Source organism: Pseudonocardia sp. Cha107L01 (assembly GCF_052566575.1).
Window position 1 is genome coordinate 5,334,557 of sequence record NZ_CP199579.1, and the last position, 17,413, is coordinate 5,351,969.

Annotated in this window: 16 protein-coding genes; 13 read left to right on the top strand and 3 right to left on the bottom strand. The window is 70.3% G+C overall.

Annotation, left to right across the window (positions count from 1 at the left end):
- Window positions 1-65: 65 nt before the first annotated feature.
- The 8 genes from ACTXG6_RS25010 to ACTXG6_RS25045 all read left to right on the top strand — a co-directional run bounded on the left by ACTXG6_RS25010 (window position 66) and on the right by ACTXG6_RS25045 (window position 9,583).
- On the top strand, window positions 66-1,697 hold the full coding sequence (locus tag ACTXG6_RS25010; RefSeq protein ID WP_445181805.1) for a class I adenylate-forming enzyme family protein: 1,632 nt from the start codon (window positions 66-68) through the stop codon (window positions 1,695-1,697).
- Window positions 1,698-1,759: 62 nt separating this feature from the next.
- On the top strand, window positions 1,760-2,971 hold the full coding sequence (locus ACTXG6_RS25015; protein WP_445181806.1) for an FAS1-like dehydratase domain-containing protein: 1,212 nt from the start codon (window positions 1,760-1,762) through the stop codon (window positions 2,969-2,971).
- A complete protein-coding gene (locus tag ACTXG6_RS25020) occupies window positions 2,968-4,191 on the top strand; it encodes an acyl-CoA dehydrogenase family protein (protein WP_445181807.1) in 1,224 nt (407 codons plus the stop codon). Before ACTXG6_RS25015 ends, ACTXG6_RS25020 begins: the two co-directional genes overlap by 4 nt.
- A gap of 12 nt (window positions 4,192-4,203) precedes the next feature.
- Window positions 4,204-5,364, top strand: coding sequence for an acyl-CoA dehydrogenase family protein (locus tag ACTXG6_RS25025; RefSeq protein ID WP_445181808.1), 1,161 nt, complete (start codon window positions 4,204-4,206; stop codon window positions 5,362-5,364).
- A gap of 51 nt (window positions 5,365-5,415) precedes the next feature.
- Window positions 5,416-6,939, top strand: a complete 1,524-nt coding sequence (locus tag ACTXG6_RS25030; protein ID WP_445181809.1) for a class I adenylate-forming enzyme family protein — start codon at window positions 5,416-5,418, stop codon at window positions 6,937-6,939.
- Window positions 6,936-7,712, top strand: coding sequence for an enoyl-CoA hydratase/isomerase family protein (locus ACTXG6_RS25035; protein ID WP_445181810.1), 777 nt, complete (start codon window positions 6,936-6,938; stop codon window positions 7,710-7,712). Before ACTXG6_RS25030 ends, ACTXG6_RS25035 begins: the two co-directional genes overlap by 4 nt.
- Window positions 7,645-8,118, top strand: coding sequence for an acyl-CoA dehydrogenase family protein (locus ACTXG6_RS25040; protein WP_445181811.1), 474 nt, complete (start codon window positions 7,645-7,647; stop codon window positions 8,116-8,118). Before ACTXG6_RS25035 ends, ACTXG6_RS25040 begins: the two co-directional genes overlap by 68 nt.
- Window positions 8,119-8,140: 22 nt before the next feature.
- Entirely contained in the window at window positions 8,141-9,583 is a 1,443-nt protein-coding gene (locus ACTXG6_RS25045) for a DUF222 domain-containing protein (RefSeq protein ID WP_445181812.1), read from the top strand.
- A 32-nt stretch (window positions 9,584-9,615) separates the two neighbouring features.
- Here the strand turns inward: ACTXG6_RS25045 and ACTXG6_RS25050 are convergent, their stop codons facing one another.
- The gene (locus ACTXG6_RS25050) at window positions 9,616-10,800 is read right to left on the bottom strand and encodes an aromatic ring-hydroxylating oxygenase subunit alpha (protein ID WP_445181813.1); all 1,185 of its coding nucleotides are present in this window, start codon (window positions 10,798-10,800) and stop codon (window positions 9,616-9,618) included.
- Between the two features lie 390 nt (window positions 10,801-11,190).
- On the bottom strand, window positions 11,191-11,904 hold the full coding sequence (locus tag ACTXG6_RS25055; RefSeq protein WP_445181814.1) for a TetR/AcrR family transcriptional regulator: 714 nt from the start codon (window positions 11,902-11,904) through the stop codon (window positions 11,191-11,193).
- An 88-nt stretch (window positions 11,905-11,992) separates the two neighbouring features.
- Here ACTXG6_RS25055 and ACTXG6_RS25060 point away from each other — a divergent pair, with 88 nt between their 5' ends.
- Window positions 11,993-13,204, top strand: coding sequence for a cytochrome P450 (locus tag ACTXG6_RS25060; protein WP_445181815.1), 1,212 nt, complete (start codon window positions 11,993-11,995; stop codon window positions 13,202-13,204).
- Window positions 13,205-13,253: 49 nt separating this feature from the next.
- Here the strand turns inward: ACTXG6_RS25060 and ACTXG6_RS25065 are convergent, their stop codons facing one another.
- Window positions 13,254-13,889 (bottom strand): TetR/AcrR family transcriptional regulator, encoded by a 636-nt coding sequence (locus ACTXG6_RS25065; protein ID WP_445181816.1) that lies wholly within the window; start codon window positions 13,887-13,889, stop codon window positions 13,254-13,256.
- Window positions 13,890-14,133: 244 nt separating this feature from the next.
- On the opposite strand from ACTXG6_RS25065, the gene ACTXG6_RS25070 reads away from it, so the two are divergent.
- From ACTXG6_RS25070 to ACTXG6_RS25085, 4 genes are read left to right on the top strand one after another with little or no spacing between them, the layout of a single operon-like run.
- The gene (locus ACTXG6_RS25070; protein WP_445181817.1) at window positions 14,134-14,985 is read left to right on the top strand and encodes an SDR family NAD(P)-dependent oxidoreductase; all 852 of its coding nucleotides are present in this window, start codon (window positions 14,134-14,136) and stop codon (window positions 14,983-14,985) included.
- Window positions 14,985-15,194, top strand: coding sequence for a ferredoxin (locus ACTXG6_RS25075; protein WP_445181818.1), 210 nt, complete (start codon window positions 14,985-14,987; stop codon window positions 15,192-15,194). The genes ACTXG6_RS25070 and ACTXG6_RS25075 overlap by 1 nt, the downstream gene beginning before the upstream one ends.
- Before the next feature lie 26 nt (window positions 15,195-15,220).
- A complete protein-coding gene (locus tag ACTXG6_RS25080; protein WP_445181819.1) occupies window positions 15,221-16,393 on the top strand; it encodes an aromatic ring-hydroxylating oxygenase subunit alpha in 1,173 nt (390 codons plus the stop codon).
- A 34-nt stretch (window positions 16,394-16,427) separates the two neighbouring features.
- Complete coding sequence (locus ACTXG6_RS25085) at window positions 16,428-17,393, top strand: hypothetical protein (protein WP_445181820.1); 966 nt, start codon at window positions 16,428-16,430, stop codon at window positions 17,391-17,393.
- Window positions 17,394-17,413 lie beyond the last annotated feature (20 nt).

Below are 17,413 nucleotides of genomic sequence, written 5' to 3' on the forward strand. Positions count from 1 at the left end.
GACGTAATTGAAGTGAACACTTACTTCATGTAGCGTCCGCTGGGGCGGCTCGCTGGAGGATGATGGTGGGGACTGGCACGGGCTCGATGGTGGCGCCGTGGGGCCGGGACGTAGCGGTTGACGACAGTGGCGCCTACCCGGTGCGGGTGTACGGGTCGAGGCGCGCACTGGTGCCCGAGTTGTTGCTGGACTGTCGGCGGTGGTCGGCGCGGGAGTGCCTGGTGCAGGGCGATGTCCGGCTGACCTACGCCGGGCACGAGCGGGCCGTGCTGAGGGTGGCGGCGGAGCTGCGCGAGCGCGGGGTGCGCCGCGGCGACCCGGTGCTGCTCTACGCGACGAACAGTGTGGAATGGGTGGTCGCCTACTGGGCGGTGCTGCGGCTGGGTGCGCTCGCGGTGCTGGGCAACGGCTGGTGGAGCGCGGCCGAGGTGGCCGGCGCGCTGGCCACCGTGACGCCCGCCCTCGTGTTCACCGACGCTCGTCTCGCGGCACGGCTGCCCGCCGGGGTGCCGCGCGTGCTCGCCTCGGAGCTGACCCCGCTGCTCGGCGACGGTGTGTCGACCCCGGACCTGGAACCGGCGTGCGGCGTGGAGACCGACCCGGCGGTGGTGATCTTCACGTCCGGGACGACCGGTCCGCCGAAGGGTGCGGTGCTCTCGCACCGCGCGGTGATCGCCAACCTGCACAACCTGCTGAGCCTCACCCGCCGGCTGCCGGGCGACATCCCCGACTCGCACCCGGCGAACTCGAACCTGCACACACTGCCGTTGTTCCATGTCGGCGGCCTGCAGGCGCTGGGCATGAACTTCATGAGCGGCTCCAAGATGGTGTTCCTGGACGGGCGGTTCGACCCGGCGCGGGTGCTGGAACTGATCGAGCGGGAGCGGGTCAGCAGCTGGGCGTGTGTGCCGACCATGCTGGCCCGGGTGGTCGAGCACCCGGACGCGGCCGTCCGGGACGTCTCCGCGCTGCGGTCGCTGACCGCCGGCGGGTCGGCCGCACCGGACGAGCTGGCCGCGCGGGCGGCGCGCGCGTTCCCGAACCTGTCCAAGGGGATCGTGTCGGTCTACGGCCTCACCGAGGCGGGCGGCACGGTCGCCTCGGCGTCCGGGCGCCACATCCTGGAGCACCCGGGCACGGTGGGCCGGCCGCTGCCGGTGGTGGAGGTGCGGCTGGCGCCCACCGGCGAGCCCGAGTACGACACGCTCGGCGGTGAGATCCTGGTGCGTTCGCCCAGCGTGATGAGCGGCTACTGGGGAGGCCCGGACGTCGAGCAGGTGGTGGACGCCCACGGTTGGTTGCACACCGGTGACCTCGGCCGACTGGACGGGGACGGCTGGCTCTACCTGGTCGGGCGGAAGAAGGACGTCATCATCCGGGGCGGCGAGAACGTCGCCAGCGCACACGTGGAGTCCCGCCTCCGGGCACATCCTGACGTCGCCGAGGTTGCCGTGGTCGGCCTGCCGCACGCCGACCTCGGCGAGGAGGTGGCCGCCGTCGTCGTACCCCGCGCGGGTGCGCGGCCCGAGCCGACGGGGCTCGCCGCGTTCGCCGCCCAGGAGCTCGCCCGGTTCGCGGTGCCGTCCCGGTGGTGGGTCCGCACGGAACCGCTGCCGACCAACGCGGTCGGCAAGGTACTGAAGCGGACCCTCGTGTCGGACTGGCCCCAGGAGGGTCCGGCCGGGCGTGGCGCCTAGTGTGATTTTAGTCGAGTGCCCAATACTCGACAACTAGACTAATTTCCGCCTACGATGGGACCATGTCGGTGGACGAGAAGGCCGCGGTAATGCCGCAGGCGGTCATTGATGACGCCATGATCGAGTCGATGCAGGCCAAGGTCGGCGCCCAGCTGCGGATCGAGCATTCGGTCAACAACGAGCTGGCGTCGCGGATCGCGGTGAACAAGTTCGCCGGCGGGATCGGCGACATCAACCCGCTGTGGACGGATGCCGAGTACGGCTCGAGCTCCCCGTACGGTGCGCCGGTGGCGCCGCCGTCGTTCATCATCGGCTGCTTCTCCGGCATCCAGTTCGGCTGGCCCGGGCTGGGCTCGTTCCACTCGATGTCGCACTTGACCTTCGAGCGGCCGGTGTACTGGAACGACCGGGTCGACTCGACGTGTCTGTACGACGGCTTCGACGGGCCGTCGCCCAGCAAGTTCGCCGGCCGCACGGTCACCGACAAGTTCGTCAACAGCTACCACAACCAGGACGGCGAACGGATCGCCACGATCCGCTGGAATGTGATCAACTTCGAGCGGGGTTCCGCGTCGGCGAAGCAGAAGGACACCGGGACGAACGGCGCCGCGAAGGCCGGGCCGGTGCTGCCGCACCCGTGGGAGCCGGCTGAGCTCGTCGACATCGAGGCCCGGATCCTGGCCGAGGCCCCGCGCGGCGCCGAGCCCAGGTACTGGGAGGACGTCGCCGAGGGCGATGTGGTGGACACGCTGACCAAGGGCCCGATCGGGCTGACCGACGAGATCGCCTTCGTGGCCGGCGGCGGCACCCCCATCCCCAGGCTGAAGGCGCACGCCGCCGCGCTGCACGACTACAAGGCGCACCCTGCCTGGGCGTTCCGCGACCCGATCACCAGCGCCCAGGAGCCGATCTACTCGGTGCACTACAACCTGCAGGCCGCCCGGGCGATGAGCGTGGCGTTCCAGTACGACGTGGGGTTCCAGCGCCAGTGCTGGCAGGTTCAGCAACTGACGCACTGGGCCGGTGACCACGCCTGGATCAAGGAGTGCCAGGCCGAGTACCGCAGGTTCGTCTACCTCTCCGACGTCATCGAGCTGCGTGGCGAGGTGACCGGCAAGCGGGTCGACGATGACGGTGAGCACGTCGTCGACGTCGTCACGAAGGCGGTCAACCAGCGCGGTGAGACCGTCATGCCGGGTAGCGCCGTGGTGGCCCTGCCGACCCGGGAGGGATCCGGCTCGCCGGCCGCCAGCCGAGCCCGGGGGCCGCGATGAGCACGCCGGAGCCGACGGTGGCGGAGTTCGTCGCCGAGGTCGAGGCCTACCTGGGTGCGCACTACCCGAAGGCGCGCCGTACCTCGAAGCAGCGGTTCGTCTGGGGTGAGGGCAGCGACGAGGTCCGGGTGTTCCAGGAGCCGGATCCCGAGGAGGAGGCCGAGGCGATGCCGGCCATCCGGGCCTGGCGCGCCGGGCTGTGGGAGGCCGGGCTGGGCTGGATCAACGGTCCGACCGAGTACGGCGGCCGCGGCCTGCCCAACTCCTACCAGCGCGCCTTCGAGCGGGCGGTGCGCAACTACGAGGTGCCCGGCGACTCGTCGCTGACGATCAGCCTCGGCATGATCGCGCCGACCGTGCTGAAGCACGGCAGCGAGGAGCAGAAGAAGCACTACCTGCCGGCGATGTACTCGGCGGAGCAGATCTCCTGCCAGCTGTTCTCCGAGCCGGGCGCGGGCTCCGACCTGGCCTCGCTGAGTACCAAGGCGGTCCAGTCCGAGGACGGCAGCTGGCGGATCACCGGGCAGAAGGTGTGGACCTCCGGCGCGCACCTCGCCGACATCGGCGAGATCATCTGCCGCACCGCGGACGAGCCGCGACACCGCAACCTGACCGCGTTCCTGGTCGACATGCGCGCCCCGGGTGTCGAGGTGCGGCCGCTGCGCCAGATGACCGGGGGCGCCTCGTTCAACGAGGTGTTCCTGGACGACGTCGTGGTGCCCGACTCGGCCCGCATCGGCGACGTCGGCGACGGCTGGCGGGTCGCGCTGACCACGCTGGCCAACGAGCGCAACTCCATGGGCGACAGTGCCTTCGGCGGTGCCGGCATCCTGTCCACCGACCGCCTGCTCGAGCTGACCCGCCACGTCGGCGCCGCCGACGACCCGGTGGTCCGCCGCGCGTTCGGTGAGCTGATGATGCAGCTGCGGGTGGCGCGCTACACCCAGCAGGTGATGGGCGCCCGCGCCAAGGCCGGCGACTCGCCAGGGCCCGAGGTCGCTCTGAACAAGATCGCGCTGTCGGCGAACATGGGCCGGCTCGGCGAGTACGTCGCCGAGGTGCTGGGCGCGAGGGTGGCGGCCGATACCGGCGAGTGGGGCACCTACGCGTGGACCTCGGTGATCCTCGGCGCGCCCGGCTACCGGCTCGGCGGCGGTACCGACGAGGTGCTCAAGAACATGATCGCGCAGCGGGTCCTCGGCCTGCCGCGCGCGCAGTGAGGAGAGACGGCAATGGTTGCCCAGAGTGCGCTCGCGGACAGTGACGAACAGAAGGAGCTGCGGGACTCCGTCCGGCGGCTGCTGCGGGACAAGGCGCCGCTGTCGGCGGTGCGCGACGGTGCTGACTCCGGTGCTGATCCCGGCGCTGATTCCGGCGCTGATTCCGGCGCTGGCTTCGACCGGGACCTGTGGCGGCGGCTCGCCGAGCTGGGGCTGACCGCGCTGGCCGTGCCGGAGAAGTACGACGGCCTCGGGCAGACCGCGCTGGAGACCGGCGTGGTGTTCGAGGAGATGGGTCGCGCGCTGTACCACGGGCCCTACCTGGCGACCGTGGGGCTGGCCGTCCCGGCCCTGCTGCTGTCCGGGGACGAGGCGGCATGTGCGGAGCTGCTGCCGGCGATCGGGGCCGGCGAGAGCATCGCCACCGTCGCGGTCGCCGAGGCCGACGGGCTCTTCGATACCGCCGCCACCGCGACGCGGGCGGTGCGCGAGGGGGACGGCTGGCGCCTGAGCGGCACCAAGCAGTTCGTGCTAGACGGGGTGGCCGCTGACCTTCTGCTGGTGACCGCTCGGGACGGGGAGAACGTGAGCCTGTTCGCGGTGCGCGGCGTGGCCGACGGACTGACCCGTACCGCGGTCGAGTCCCTCGACCTGGCCCGCTCGGTGGCCAGGGTCGACCTCGACAACACGCCGGCCCGGCTCATCGGCGTCGCCGGTTCCGCCCCGGCGGTCGTCGAGCAGATCCTGGACCGGGCGTTGCTGGCACTGGCCGCCGAACAGGCCGGCGGCGCCGGGGCGTGCCTGGCGATGTGCGTGGAGTACGCCAAGACCCGCCAGCAGTTCGGCCGGCCCATCGGTTCGTTCCAGGCCGTCGCGCACAAGCTGGTCGACATGCTGCACCAGGCCGAGTTCTCCCGGGCGAGTGCCCGCTACGCGGCGGCCGCCGAGGCCGAGGGCGACGCCGAGTTCCCGGTCGCGGTGCGGGTCGCCGCCGCGTACTGCGGCGAGGCATTCCGCAAGGTCACCGTCGAGACCGTCCAGGTACACGGTGGCACCGGGTTCACCTGGGAGCACGACACGCACCTGTACTACCGCCGCGCCTGGTCTGCCCAACACCTGTTCGCGGGCCGTGAGGAGCACTTCGCCGCGATCGCCGACCGCATCGGCCTGTAGTCCACCTCGCAGGCATTCTTTACAACCGACAAATCCTGTAACCTTGTCCGAGTGAACGTGGCCGAGGTGGGCGAGTACTGGGCTCGGTGGCAGCCCGAGGCCGTGGCGATAGCGACGGGCGGGGTGTCTGTCACCTGGTCGCGGCTGGAGGATCGGACCCGCCGCATCGCGGTGGGGCTGCGGGCGATCGGGGTTCGGCCCGGTGACCGGGTCGGCATCCTCGGTGCGAACTCACTGCACTGGTGCGAGCTCGCGTTGGGCACGATGCGGGCCGGCGCGGCGGTGGTCCCGCTCAACGTCCGCGGCACCACCGCCGAGCTCGCCTACCTGGTGGACAACGCGGACCTGGCGGTGATCGCCTACGACTCGGCGCTCGCCGGCAGGTACGGGGCGCTGGCCGCCGACCGGCCCGCCGTCGTACAGGTCGCCCTGGACGACACCGCACCGGCCGACACGACCATGGCCGCCCTGCGCGACCGGGGCGGTGAGCTACCGGAGATCGACATCGCCGGCGTCGACCCGGCCGTCATCGCGTTCACGTCGGGGACCACCGGCTACCCCAAGGGCGCTGTGCTCACCCACCAGAACCTGTTGGCCACGATCAACGCCTACACCCGGTTCGAGGGCTACAGCTCCGACACCACGATGCTGTGCTGCGTCCCGCTCGCGTTCACCGGCGGAATCGTCAACAACTTCCTGACCGCCTACGGGGTCGGCGGCACCCTCCTGCTCGAGGAGTTCGACCCGGCCAGGGCGCTGGAGCTGATCGTCGACCGGCCGGTCAACGCGATGACCGGCGTGCCGATCATGTACGAGGCCATCGCGGCGGCGCCGGGCTTCGACGAGGCCGACCTGTCCGCGCTGACTACGGCCATCACCGGCGGTGCGCTCGTGCCGGACGCGCTGCTGCGGCGGTACGAGGCCAAGGGGGTACAGATCCGACAGGCGTACTCGCTGACCGAGGCCACCGGCAACACGACTCTGCTGCCCCGCTCGCACTTCCTGAGCAAGCGGGACTCGGCCGGTATCCCGGGCGTGCACACCCGGGTCCGGATCGTCGATGCGAGCGGTGTCGAGGTCGCCACCGGCGAGGTCGGCGAGATCGTGATCCAGGGTCCGCAGGTCAGCCCTGGCTACTGGAACGACCCCGGTGCGACAGCGGCCGCCGTGGTGGACGGCTGGCTGCACACCGGGGACGTGGGCACGCTCGACGACGAAGGCTTCCTGCGCGTCGTCGACCGGAAGAAAGACATGATCATCTCCGGCGGCCTGAACGTCTACCCGGCGGAGATCGAGCGGGTGGTCGCCGAGTTCCCGGGTGTCGCCGAGGTCGCCGCCGTCGGCACCGGGCACGAGCGCTGGGGCGAGACCGTGGCGGTCGTGGTCACCGGGGACGATCTGGACCTGGACACGCTCTACCAGCACTGCCGGGAGAACCTGGCCGACTACAAGGTGCCCCGCTACATCACGCACCGGGGACAGCCGCTGCCGCGCGGCATGTCCGGCAAGATCCTGCGCCGGGTCCTGCGGGACGAGTTCGACGCGGCGGGTGCACACCGGACGGCGGCCCGGTGAGCGAGCCGGCGAGCCCGGTGTCCTACCGGGAGCTGGAGTCCGGCGTCGCGATGATCGAGATCGACCGGCCCGAGGTGCACAACGCGCTGAACCGGGAGGCGCAGCAGCGGTTCGCGGAGTACCTCGACGAGGTCAACGAGAACCCGGCGATCGGCGCCCTGGTGCTCGCCGGCGCCGGCGGCAAGGCGCTCTCGGCCGGCTGGGACATCAACGAGATGCTCGCACTGAGCACCGAGGAGAACGTGCGCCTGCTGCTGGAGCGCGAGGAGTGGCTCTGGCGCTGGTACGCAAGCCCGGTACCGACGGTCGCCGCCATGCGGGGCATTGCGTACGGGGTCGGGGCGCTGTTGTCGGCCTGCGCCGACCTGCGGGTCGGCGGCCCGGGCACCCGGTTCAAGGTCACCGGCATGACCTACGGCTACGCCAACCTCACTTGGCTACTCCCGGACCTGGTCGGGACCTCGCGGGCCAAGCAGATCCTGCTCGCCGGCGGTGTCCTGGAGGGCGCGCGGGCCGCCGAGTTCGGCCTGCTGAACGAGTACGTGGCGGACGAGGCGATCCGGGACACCGCGGTGGCGGCCGCCGCGCGGGTGGCCGCACTGCCGCCGGCCGGGGTGCGCAACGCCAAGCGGCTGATGCGCGAGGGGATCGGCCGGGACGCGAGGGCCCGCTACGACGCTGAGTGCCTGCTCGAGAGGGCCGGCCTTGCCGACCGGTCCGCGGCCGACATCTTCACCCGCTTCACCGACCGGAAGGCGGACCGAGCGCGTTGATGTCCGGGCCAGGCGCCCGTTCTTCGCCGACGACCACCAGGCGTACCGCGACTTGGTGCGCACCTTCATCGAGCGGCACGTGGAGCCGTTCGTGGAGACCTGGGAGGAGGACCGGCTGGTGCCGCGCGAGCCGTGGCTGGAGGCCGGTCGGCAGGGTTTCCTGGGGCTCTCGGTGCCGGAGGAGTACGGCGGGGCCGGCGTACGGGACTACCGGTTCCAGTGCGCGATGACGGAGGAGTTCGCCCGCATCGGGGCCATGTCGGTGCTGAACGGGTTCGCCAGGGCCTACCGTGACACCCGGGTGACCACCATCTACGCCGGCACCACCGAGATCATGAAGCTGATCATCGGCCGGGAGATCGTCGGCCGGCCCTTAGTGGTCGGCGCTGTCGGTGTTCCGACGTAGTATCGAACATATGTTCGATACGTTGAAAACCTCTGAGCTGGAGACCGAGTTGGTCGCACTGGCCGGCCGAGTAGCCGCCGCGCAGTGCCGGTTCCTGCTGCTGCTGGCGGAGTTCGACGCGCGCGAGGGCTGGGGCGGCCCAGGCATCCGGTCGTGTGTGCACTGGCTTTCCTGGCGCGTCGGACTGAGTCAGCGGGCCGGGCGTGAGCAGGTGCGGGTGGCCAGGGCGCTGGTAGGGCTGCCGCTGATCGCCGAGGCATTTGGAGTCGGGCGGTTGTCGTACGCGAAAGTGCGGGCCGTCACCCGGATCGCCACGCCGGACACCGAGCAGGCGCTGGTCGATGTGGCACTCGCTGGTACCGCCTCGCATGTGGAGCGGGTGGTGCGTGCGGCGCGGCGGGCGGCGACGTCGGGCCAGATGGCGGCGGCGCGCCGCTCGGCGAGTTGGCGCTGGGACGAGGACGGCTGCCTGGTGCTTCGAGCCACGCTGCCTCCCGAGGAGGGCGCCCGACTGCTCGGCGCGCTGCAGGCGCAGCTGCGGGATGGTCCCACGGCATCGTCGCGCGCTGATGGAACCGGCGGCCCGGACGTAGGAGGCTGGCTCAGCGGTGCCGTGGAGCTGGCGCACGCCGACTGGTCGTCCTCGGCTGACGGCCAGTCGGGTGCTGACCAGCCGCCGGGTGTCGACGGGTCGCTGAGCGCCGCCGAGTGTGGCGTCCTCGCGGGGTCGCGAGCGGCGGAGGCGGACGGTTCCGCGGAACCGGCAATCGGCCGATCACTCGAGATGGCGCGGGAACATCCACCTGGCGTGGCGGTCGACCGGCTCGCGGCGCGGCGGGCGGATGCTCTGATGGCGCTGCTCGCCCCCGACCTGGGGCAGCATGAGGTAGTGGTGCACCTCGAGGTGGCCAACGGCGGGGCGAGGCTCGACGACGCGTTGCCGGTCGCGGTGTCGACGGCGGAGCGGCTGGCTTGTGACGCACGGGTGCGGGCGCTGATCAAGGACCCGGCCGGCAACCCGTTGTACCTCGGGCGTGCGCACCGCGGGGTCAACGCGACGCAGCGGGCCGCGTTGGACATCCGTGACCAGCATCGTTGTCGATTCCCCGGCTGTGAGCACGAGCGTTATCTGCACGCCCACCACGTCAGGCACTGGCTGCGCGGCGGACCGACTGACGTCGACAACCTGGTGCTGCTGTGCTCGTTCCACCATCGGCTGATCCACGATCACGACTATCGCGCGTCGCTGGACCGCAACCGGTTCCGGGTGTGGCGACGGGACGGCGGCGAGGTCGCCGCACAGCACCCTGCCGCCGCGCTCGCGGACGTACTGAGCAGGGTGGACCTGCTCGCCGAGGTCCACGTCGACGACGAGGCCATCGTCCCCGCCTGGACCGGCGAACGGCTGGATCTCGACGCCGTCCTGTCGGCCCTGTTCCCGGGGCGCGCCACCGAGGCGGCTTGAGCCGGGCTCCGACTCCAGCCCGGCTCCGGTGGCTACGAGGGGCGACCGTCGGGGACGGCGGCATCTGGGCCGTCCACGTCATGGGCGAGTTGGCTGTGCAGCAGCTGGGTGGCCTTCTCGTTGCGCCCGTAGATCAGCTCGGGCCGGTCGCCGTGGGCGAGCCCCTCGGAGATGGTCTTGGCGACGACCCAGTCCTCGCCCTCGACCGTGCTCAGCAGCAGGTCCCAGTTCTTGTCGAAGAACCGGGTGGCCTTCTCGGTCTCCGGCAGCTCCGGTACCAGGAACAGCAGGGTGACCAGGCAGGTGGCCAGATTCGCCGGGTCGGGCCGGACGCTCCACACCTCGAAGTGCGCGGGCTCGGTGGTGATCACGGTGCCCGGGTAGATGGTGAAGTTCGGGATCGCGTACTTGGCGAACTCGTCGTAGTCGAAGTTGGTGTCGTCCCGGAACTTCTCGATGCCGCGCCGGGCGACGACCATCCGCCAGTTCTTGCCGAACGAGTCGACCTTGTAGACGTTGGTGTGGAAGAACGGGCCGACCGTCGTCGGATGCACGAACTGCAGGTGGTAGGCGTCGGTGAAGCCGTCCATGACGACTTTCCAGTTCATCTCCAGGTGGAAGGTCCGCTTGCGGTACAGCTCGGCCGTGGCGATCCCGGAGGCCTGCACGTCGCGGTCCAGCTCCGGGCCGACGCGGGCGGTCATGTCCAACGCCGCCCCGGTCGTCGGCAGCACCCACACCAGGCCGGCGTACTCGTCCGCCGGGTACTCGACCAGTGATCGCTCGCCGAGGTCGACCCCGTCGAACCCGTCGTCGAACGGGATGGAGCGGATCGACCCGTCCCTGCTGTAGCACCACCGGTGGTACGGGCAGCTGAACATCTTCCGCCGGCCGCTCGGGTGGGCCTCGACCTGCGCGCCCCGGTGGCGGCAGATGTTGGCGAACGCCTTGACCGACCCGTCGTCCTGCCGGATCACCAGCATGGGGGTGCCTGCCACGACGGCGGTCAGGAACGAACCGGGCCCGACCAGCTCGGAGGAGTGCGCAACGATCATCGGGTGGGTCTTGATGACCTTCTCGTGCTCGCGGGCCAGGTAGGCCGGGTCCGAGTAACGCTTGGCGTCCATCCGCATGGTGGACTCGGCGTAGTCGGTGGTCCTGGTGTCGACGAAGCCGACGAGGTGCTTCCTGATCTCTGCCTTGCTGTCCTGGTGCATCGGTGGCTGCTTCCCATCGCGGACGTGCGGCGGGCGGTTGGCGCGCCGTCGACTGACGTGAAACATAATGCGTCCGTTGTAACAACCTTAGCTCAGTCGTCGCCGACATTGAAGGGCCCGGCCCGTCGCGCGGAGGGTGCCGCTCTGGACCGTCCTGAACATCCATCCGACTGGATCACCGCTCGCGACGAGCGGCATCGTTCAGGGCTCTCCCAGTGAGGTTTCGCCTCGGACCGCCGAGGTGGTGGCTGAGCTGGGCGACTTGAGGTGACCGAGGCTCACGCTCGGGGCTCGCGGTCATGATCGACGGACCGCTGCTCGCCACTACGCCGCGACAGTCACAGTCGGTGACGGGCCGATCGACTCAGGCCGTTCCACACCCAAGGATCGCTAGCCCAGGAAGGCGGGGGCCAGGAAGCGACGCAGCATTTCTCGCTTGTAGCTCAGCGGCTGGTCGTCGTAGTCCTGCCAGCCGATGAGCATGAAGTTGATCGAGGTGAGCCAGCGGTAGGCCATCCGCTCGTCGAAGTCGTCCGGCAGGATGCCGGCGCCGGCGGCGGCCTTGACGGTCGGCGACCAGACGGCCTCGGCAAACGCCGTCGCGGTGCCCTGCTCGATCATGAGCTCGTTGGTGAAATGGTCACTGTCGGAGCGGATCAGCTCGCGGATGAACTGGTCGTTACGCCCGATGTCGACAAGGAACAGAATGCCCGCGACGAGCTTGTCCTCGAGCCGTTCCTGTTCATCCAGCAACCGGTGCACCTTGCTGACCAGTTTGCCGGCCCGGTGTTCGACAATGCTTTTGATCAGGGAATCCCGATCGCCGAAGTACCGATAGAGGGTGGGCCGGGAGACCCCCGCCGCCGACGCGATCTCATCCATCGTGACCCGCCGGACGCCGTAGCGCTCGAAGCACTCCTCGGCGGTCTTGAGCAGGGACATCTGTGCGGCCTCTGGATCATTCGGCAGCGACCGTGCGGTCCGTCGGCCAGCCAACAGAGGACTCCTCGTGCACAGGGTGGCGGTGATGATGAGGGCGGGCGTGATCGGCCAATGGGTGCGCTCAGAGCATACCTCATGAGACGCTTGACGTTTCTTGTTCATCGACTCACACTGAGGTTCTCGCCCAGTCGTGGCGGTTGCCGCCCGCGTGCCCGACGCCCCCCACCGGTAGCTGGATTGGAGTCCCGAGGTGACGATCGAGAGCGCGACGAGCAGATCCGATGACCAGACGGAGTTCGATGCCGCGACGTTCGATCACTTCGGTCAGGAGCACGCCGAGCACCCGGAGCAGGTGTGGGCGGCGCTGCGGCGGATCGCCGGCCTCGCCAAGAGCGAGAAGTACGGCGGCTTCCGGATCATCTCCCGGTACGACGACATCTGCGCGGCGGCTCGCAACCCGGCGGTGTTCTCGTCGGCCAAGGGCGTGGCGATTCCGCCTCACCAGCTGCCGCCGCTGATCCCGGTCGGTATCGACCCGCCCATGCACGGGCAGTACCGCAAGGTGCTCAACGCCGAGCTCGGGCCGAAGGCGATCGCCCGCAAGGAGGCCGAGTACCGCGAGCTGGCGGACCAGCTGCTGAGCGAGATCGGCGACCGGCGGGAGTTCGACTTCTGCGAGGCGTTCTCCGCCCAGTTCCCGGAGCGGGTGGCGCTGCGGACCATCGGGTTCGACCCGGAGGATCGGCAGAGCCTCGGCCGGTGGTTCCACGACATGACCCACCTGCGCGGTATCGACGAGGAGGCGGCCGGGATGGCCGCGATGAGCATGTTCGGTCGGGTCACGGAGGTCATCGCGCTGCGCCGAGGCGAGCCGAGGCGCGACGACCTGCTGAGTGTGCTGCTGGACGGCGAGGTGGACGGCCGGCCGATGCGGGACGACGAGATCCTGATGTACATCGTGCTGCTGCTGTTCGGCGGCCTGGACACCACGGCCAGTGCGATCTCCGGCGCCTTCTACTACCTGGCCCAGCACCCGAAGGACCGGGAGCGGCTGCTCGCCGACGAGGTCGCGCTGGACCGGGCGGTGGAGGAGTTCGTCCGCTGGACCAGTCCGGTGCAGGCGCTGGGGCGCACGGTGACCGAGTCGACCGAGCTGGGCGGCTGCCCGCTGCGCGAGGGCGAACCGGTGCTGCTGCTCTGGGGCGCCGGCAACCGGGACGAGACGGTCTTCGAGTCGCCGGACGAGATCCAGCTCGATCGCTTCCCGAACCGGCACCTCGGATTCGGCATGGGGCCGCACCGCTGCCTGGGCTCACACCTGGCCAAGACGATGGTCAAGATTGCGATCGAGCGCGGTGTGAAGGCGCTCGGCCACTTCGAGCTGGCCGACGAGAGCCGCATCCGCTGGGCCACCGGCGAGGCCAGGGGCATTGTCGAGCTGCCGTTGCGCCGACGCGGCTGAGCGCCCGGTGGGTGCGGTCGGTCGCCGCTGAACGACCCGCCGCGGTGGTTCAGCGGTGACCGTTCTTTGCGGCCGCTTCGACACCGGACAGGAAGGCGCGGATGGTCTCGATGAACAGCTGTTCCGCGTCGAGTGCGTTGGCGCCGACCGCTGAGGCCAACTGCGGGTGCGCGTCGGGGTCCACGTTGGGGAAGGCGGTGTCGGGCCCGTGCGACGGCCGGGACGCTTCGATCAGCGCGGTGCCGATGGTGAGGCGCTCGAGGCCGTCGAGGATGAGCACGTGCGCCGACAGCGGCACGGTCGGCACCTCGGCCAGGATCAGCGCCGCCGTCTCGTACAGCGGCGCGAGCACGTCGCGGGGCAGGAACTGGACCAGGACCGCGGCGGTGTTGTGGTGCCGCAGGATGGTCCGGCGGAAGTTCACCGACAGCTCGACGAAGTAGTCGGTCCACGGCGCGTCCGCGCGCCGGTGCGGGACCTCGGTCTCCAGGACCACGACCTTGGCGACCTCCACCAGAATGTCCGCGCGGTCCCGGAAGTGGTGGTAGAGCGACGGTGTCCGCACGCCGAGCGCATCGCCCAGCTTGGGCATGCTGAATGCCCCGTAACCGTCCTGGTCCATGATCGCGAGGGCGGTCTCGACGATTACCCGGCGGCTCAGTGCGGGCGGTGTATTGCGGGGCATGGCCGAAGTATGCAGCACGTCGGAGGGAAGCGGACTCCACTGGTGGCGAGCGTGCGGAGGACCGCTCGGAGGAAGAGGTTCCGGGCAGTCCGCCGGGTGTGGTTGACCACCATTGCCTAAAGGTATAAGGTTATTTCATTCCGGGAACCGAATTCGGTTTTCCCGCACTTAACGGATCTAGCTTGCGTAACCGTCCGGAGTGGGCGGGATCGCGTGCGCGCCGCTCAAGTCGGAGGGAACTGCCATGCCGAGGCTCGAGGGCAAAGTAGCCGTCATCACCGGGGCCGGTTCGGGGCTCGGCCGCCAGGCCGCTCAGCTGTTCGCCGCCGAGGGTGCTCGCGTCGTGGTGATGGACATCCTGCTCGACCGCGCCGAGGGCACCGTGAAGCTGGTGGCCGAGCAGGGTGGCACCGCTGTCGCTGTCGAGGCGGACACCACTGTGGAGGCCGACGTCGCCCGCACCGTGGCGACCGCGGTCGCGGAGTTCGGCAAGCTCGACATCATGTGGGCCAACGCCGGCATCGTCTCCCGCGGCGGGGTGCCGTCGGTGCTCGGCGGCGAGCACGTCGAGTTCCAGGACTTCACCCTGGAGGACTGGAACAAGGTCGTCGCGGTCAACCTGACCGGCCCGTTCCTGTGTGCCAAGCACGCGGTGCCGGCGCTGCGGGCGAACGGCGGCGGCGTCATCCTGGTGACCTCGTCGGCGGCAGCCACGGTGGCTCATCACAGCATTGCGCCCTACTCCGCCACGAAGGCCGGCGTGAACGGAATGGTCCGCGCGCTGTCCCTGGACCTCGGCAAGTACGGAATCAGGGTCAATGCGGTGGCGCCGACGCACGGGATGTCGCCCAACTTCCTGATGGAGCCGGGCGCACCGGTGGTGGGGCAGTCCTACGAGGAGGTCCAGGGCCCGTGGGACCCGGCGGCCTCGCCCATTCCGCTCAAGCTGAACCGCCCGCCGAATCTGCTCGACAATGCCAATGCGGCGCTCTTCCTGGTGTCCGACGAATCCGCGTACATCTCCGGTGTCACATTGCCGTCGACGGACGGCGGCACCTTGTCCCGCGTCGCCATGCGGTTCCCGGAGGACGGCTGATGAGTGCGTATCTCAGGGTCGATCGGCAGGCCTGTGCCGGTCACGGGCTGTGCTACGGGGCGGCTCCCGACCTGCTCGACTGCGACGAGGTGGGTGATCCTGTCGTGCCCGCCGGGCCGGTGCCGTCCGAGCTGCTCGGTGCGGCGGAGTTGATCGTGCAGATGTGCCCGGAACGAGCGCTGGCCATCGAGCCTGGCGAGGCCAGCTAGTGGCCCATCCAGCCGAGGAGGATGCCGTGACCAGCTCGATTGCCCCCCGTGAGGCCAGGATCAGGCGCGCGCTGGACCACCTGCGGAATCAGACCACCGACGACTACGGGTCGATCGGCTCGTTCGAGGCGACCGACTTCACGGACCCGGGCATCGCGGCCCGGGAGCGGGACCTGGTCTTCGGTCGAGTGCCCTCGATCGTCGCGCACACCTCGGAGCTGCCCGAGCCCCAGGACTTCCTGACGCTGCGGATGCCGCGCAACCAGATCATTGTCGTTCGGCAGAAGGACGGCGGGGTCAAGGCGTTCGTCAACCTGTGCCGCCATCGCGGCGCCCTGCTCGAGGAACGGGAGAAGGGCCGCTGCCGGCTGTTCTCCTGCGGGTACCACCGGTGGTCCTACGACACCGACGGCTCGCTGCGCACGGTCACCCGAGGGTCGACCTTCGGTGAGATCGACCGCGCCGACCACGGCCTTGTCGAGCTGCCCACGCAGGAACGGCACGGCTTCATCTGGCTGGTCGACGACGCGGACGCGGACATCGACGTGGCCGACTGGCTGGGCCCCGACATGGACGGCGTGCTGGCCCAGTACGGCCTGGCGGACCTGGTCGCGTTCCAGGCCGAGGGCTTCGAGGAGCCGGTGAACTGGAAGATCATGCAGGATGCCTTCCTGGACGGCTATCACATCCAGTACGCGCACCCCAACACGGCGGCCAAGCACGTGCACACGAACGTCCAGGCGTTCGAGGACTTCGGTCGGCACTGCCGGTTCATCGCACCGCGCAAGACCATCGACCGGTGGATCGACGAGGACCCGGGCGACCGGAGCCTGGCCAAGGACGTGATCGAGACGCACTTCCTGATGCCGAACAGCACGCTGCTGCGCCAGCCCGACCACTTCCAGCTGCTCACGTTCCGCCCGCACCCGAAGGACCCGGGCCGGTCGCGCATGGAGATGCGGCTGATCGTGCCGAAGGTCGAGGACAGCGGGATGGACGAGGAGTCCTGGTCGCGGCTGTGGGCGAAGAACTGGAAGATCCTGCTGGCCGTGCTGCACCAGGAGGACTTCCCGCTGCTGCGCGGCTCGCAGAGCGGCATGGAGAGCGCCAGCGCCGGGCCGATGTTGCTGGGGCGCAACGAGATCGCCAACCACGTCTTCCACCGGGAGCTCCGGCGGCTCACCCAGGAGACCCCCTGAGCGGGGGCGCCACCGGCGGGATCGGAGCGCTCAGGTGATCACTTACCGGTGGTACGCCGGCACCGCACCGGATGACGTGTGCGACCTTCGCCGGATGCTGGCGGACGCGGCCGCCGAGGACGACGAGGCCGGGTTCCCGAAGGTGACCGCCGACGAGCCGGACATCGCCGGCGCGACGCACCTGCTGGTGTGGCTGGTGCCCGACGAGCGGCCCGGCGACGGACGTCGGGTCACCGGGGTCCCGACGCTCGCCGCCTACCTGCGGCTCGAGGCGGGCGCGGGCGGCGAGGGCCTGGTGCGGTTCGTGGTGCGCCCGGAGCTACGGTCCCGGGGGATCGCGACGATGCTGTTCGAGCAGCTCGGCCTTGACGTGCGCGCGGCCCGTGGCTGGGCCGGTACCGGGGTGTGCGCGCTGCGCGGCTGGGCGCGCGGCGACCACCCGGCCGCCGACCGGATGGCCCGGCGGTTGCACCGCTGGGGCGTACGCCGCACCCGCCGGGAATGGCAGCTGTCGATGCCGCTGCGGGCCGGCCGGGAGATCGGCTCTGGCTCTGGTTCCGTCTCCGGTTCCGCCACCGGGGTCCGGGCCTTCGACCCCGACACCGACAGTGCCGCGCTCACCCGGTTGCTCGCCGCCGCCGGCCGGTCGCCCGGCCCGGACCGGGACGGCTATCTGTTCGTGGCGCCCGGAGCCGGTACCGCGACCGGTAGCGCGCCCGGGGCCGGGGAGCTGCGCGGGGCCGTGTCGGTCGACCCGGACGCGGGGCAGCGCACCGAGTACGGCGTCGCGGGGCGGATCACCGAGATGGTGGTGCACCCCGGGCACACCGACGGCCGGACCGGGACGGACCTGCTGGTCGCGGCGCTGGAGTCGCTGCGGGACAAGGGGCTGCGGATCGCCGCGATCACCCTCGACCCCGACGACGAGGACCTGGTGCGGGACTGCCGGCAGCTGGGCTTCCTGCACGATCGGACCGACTGCCTCTACGAGGTGCCCTAGCGAGCCGAGCCACCCCACAC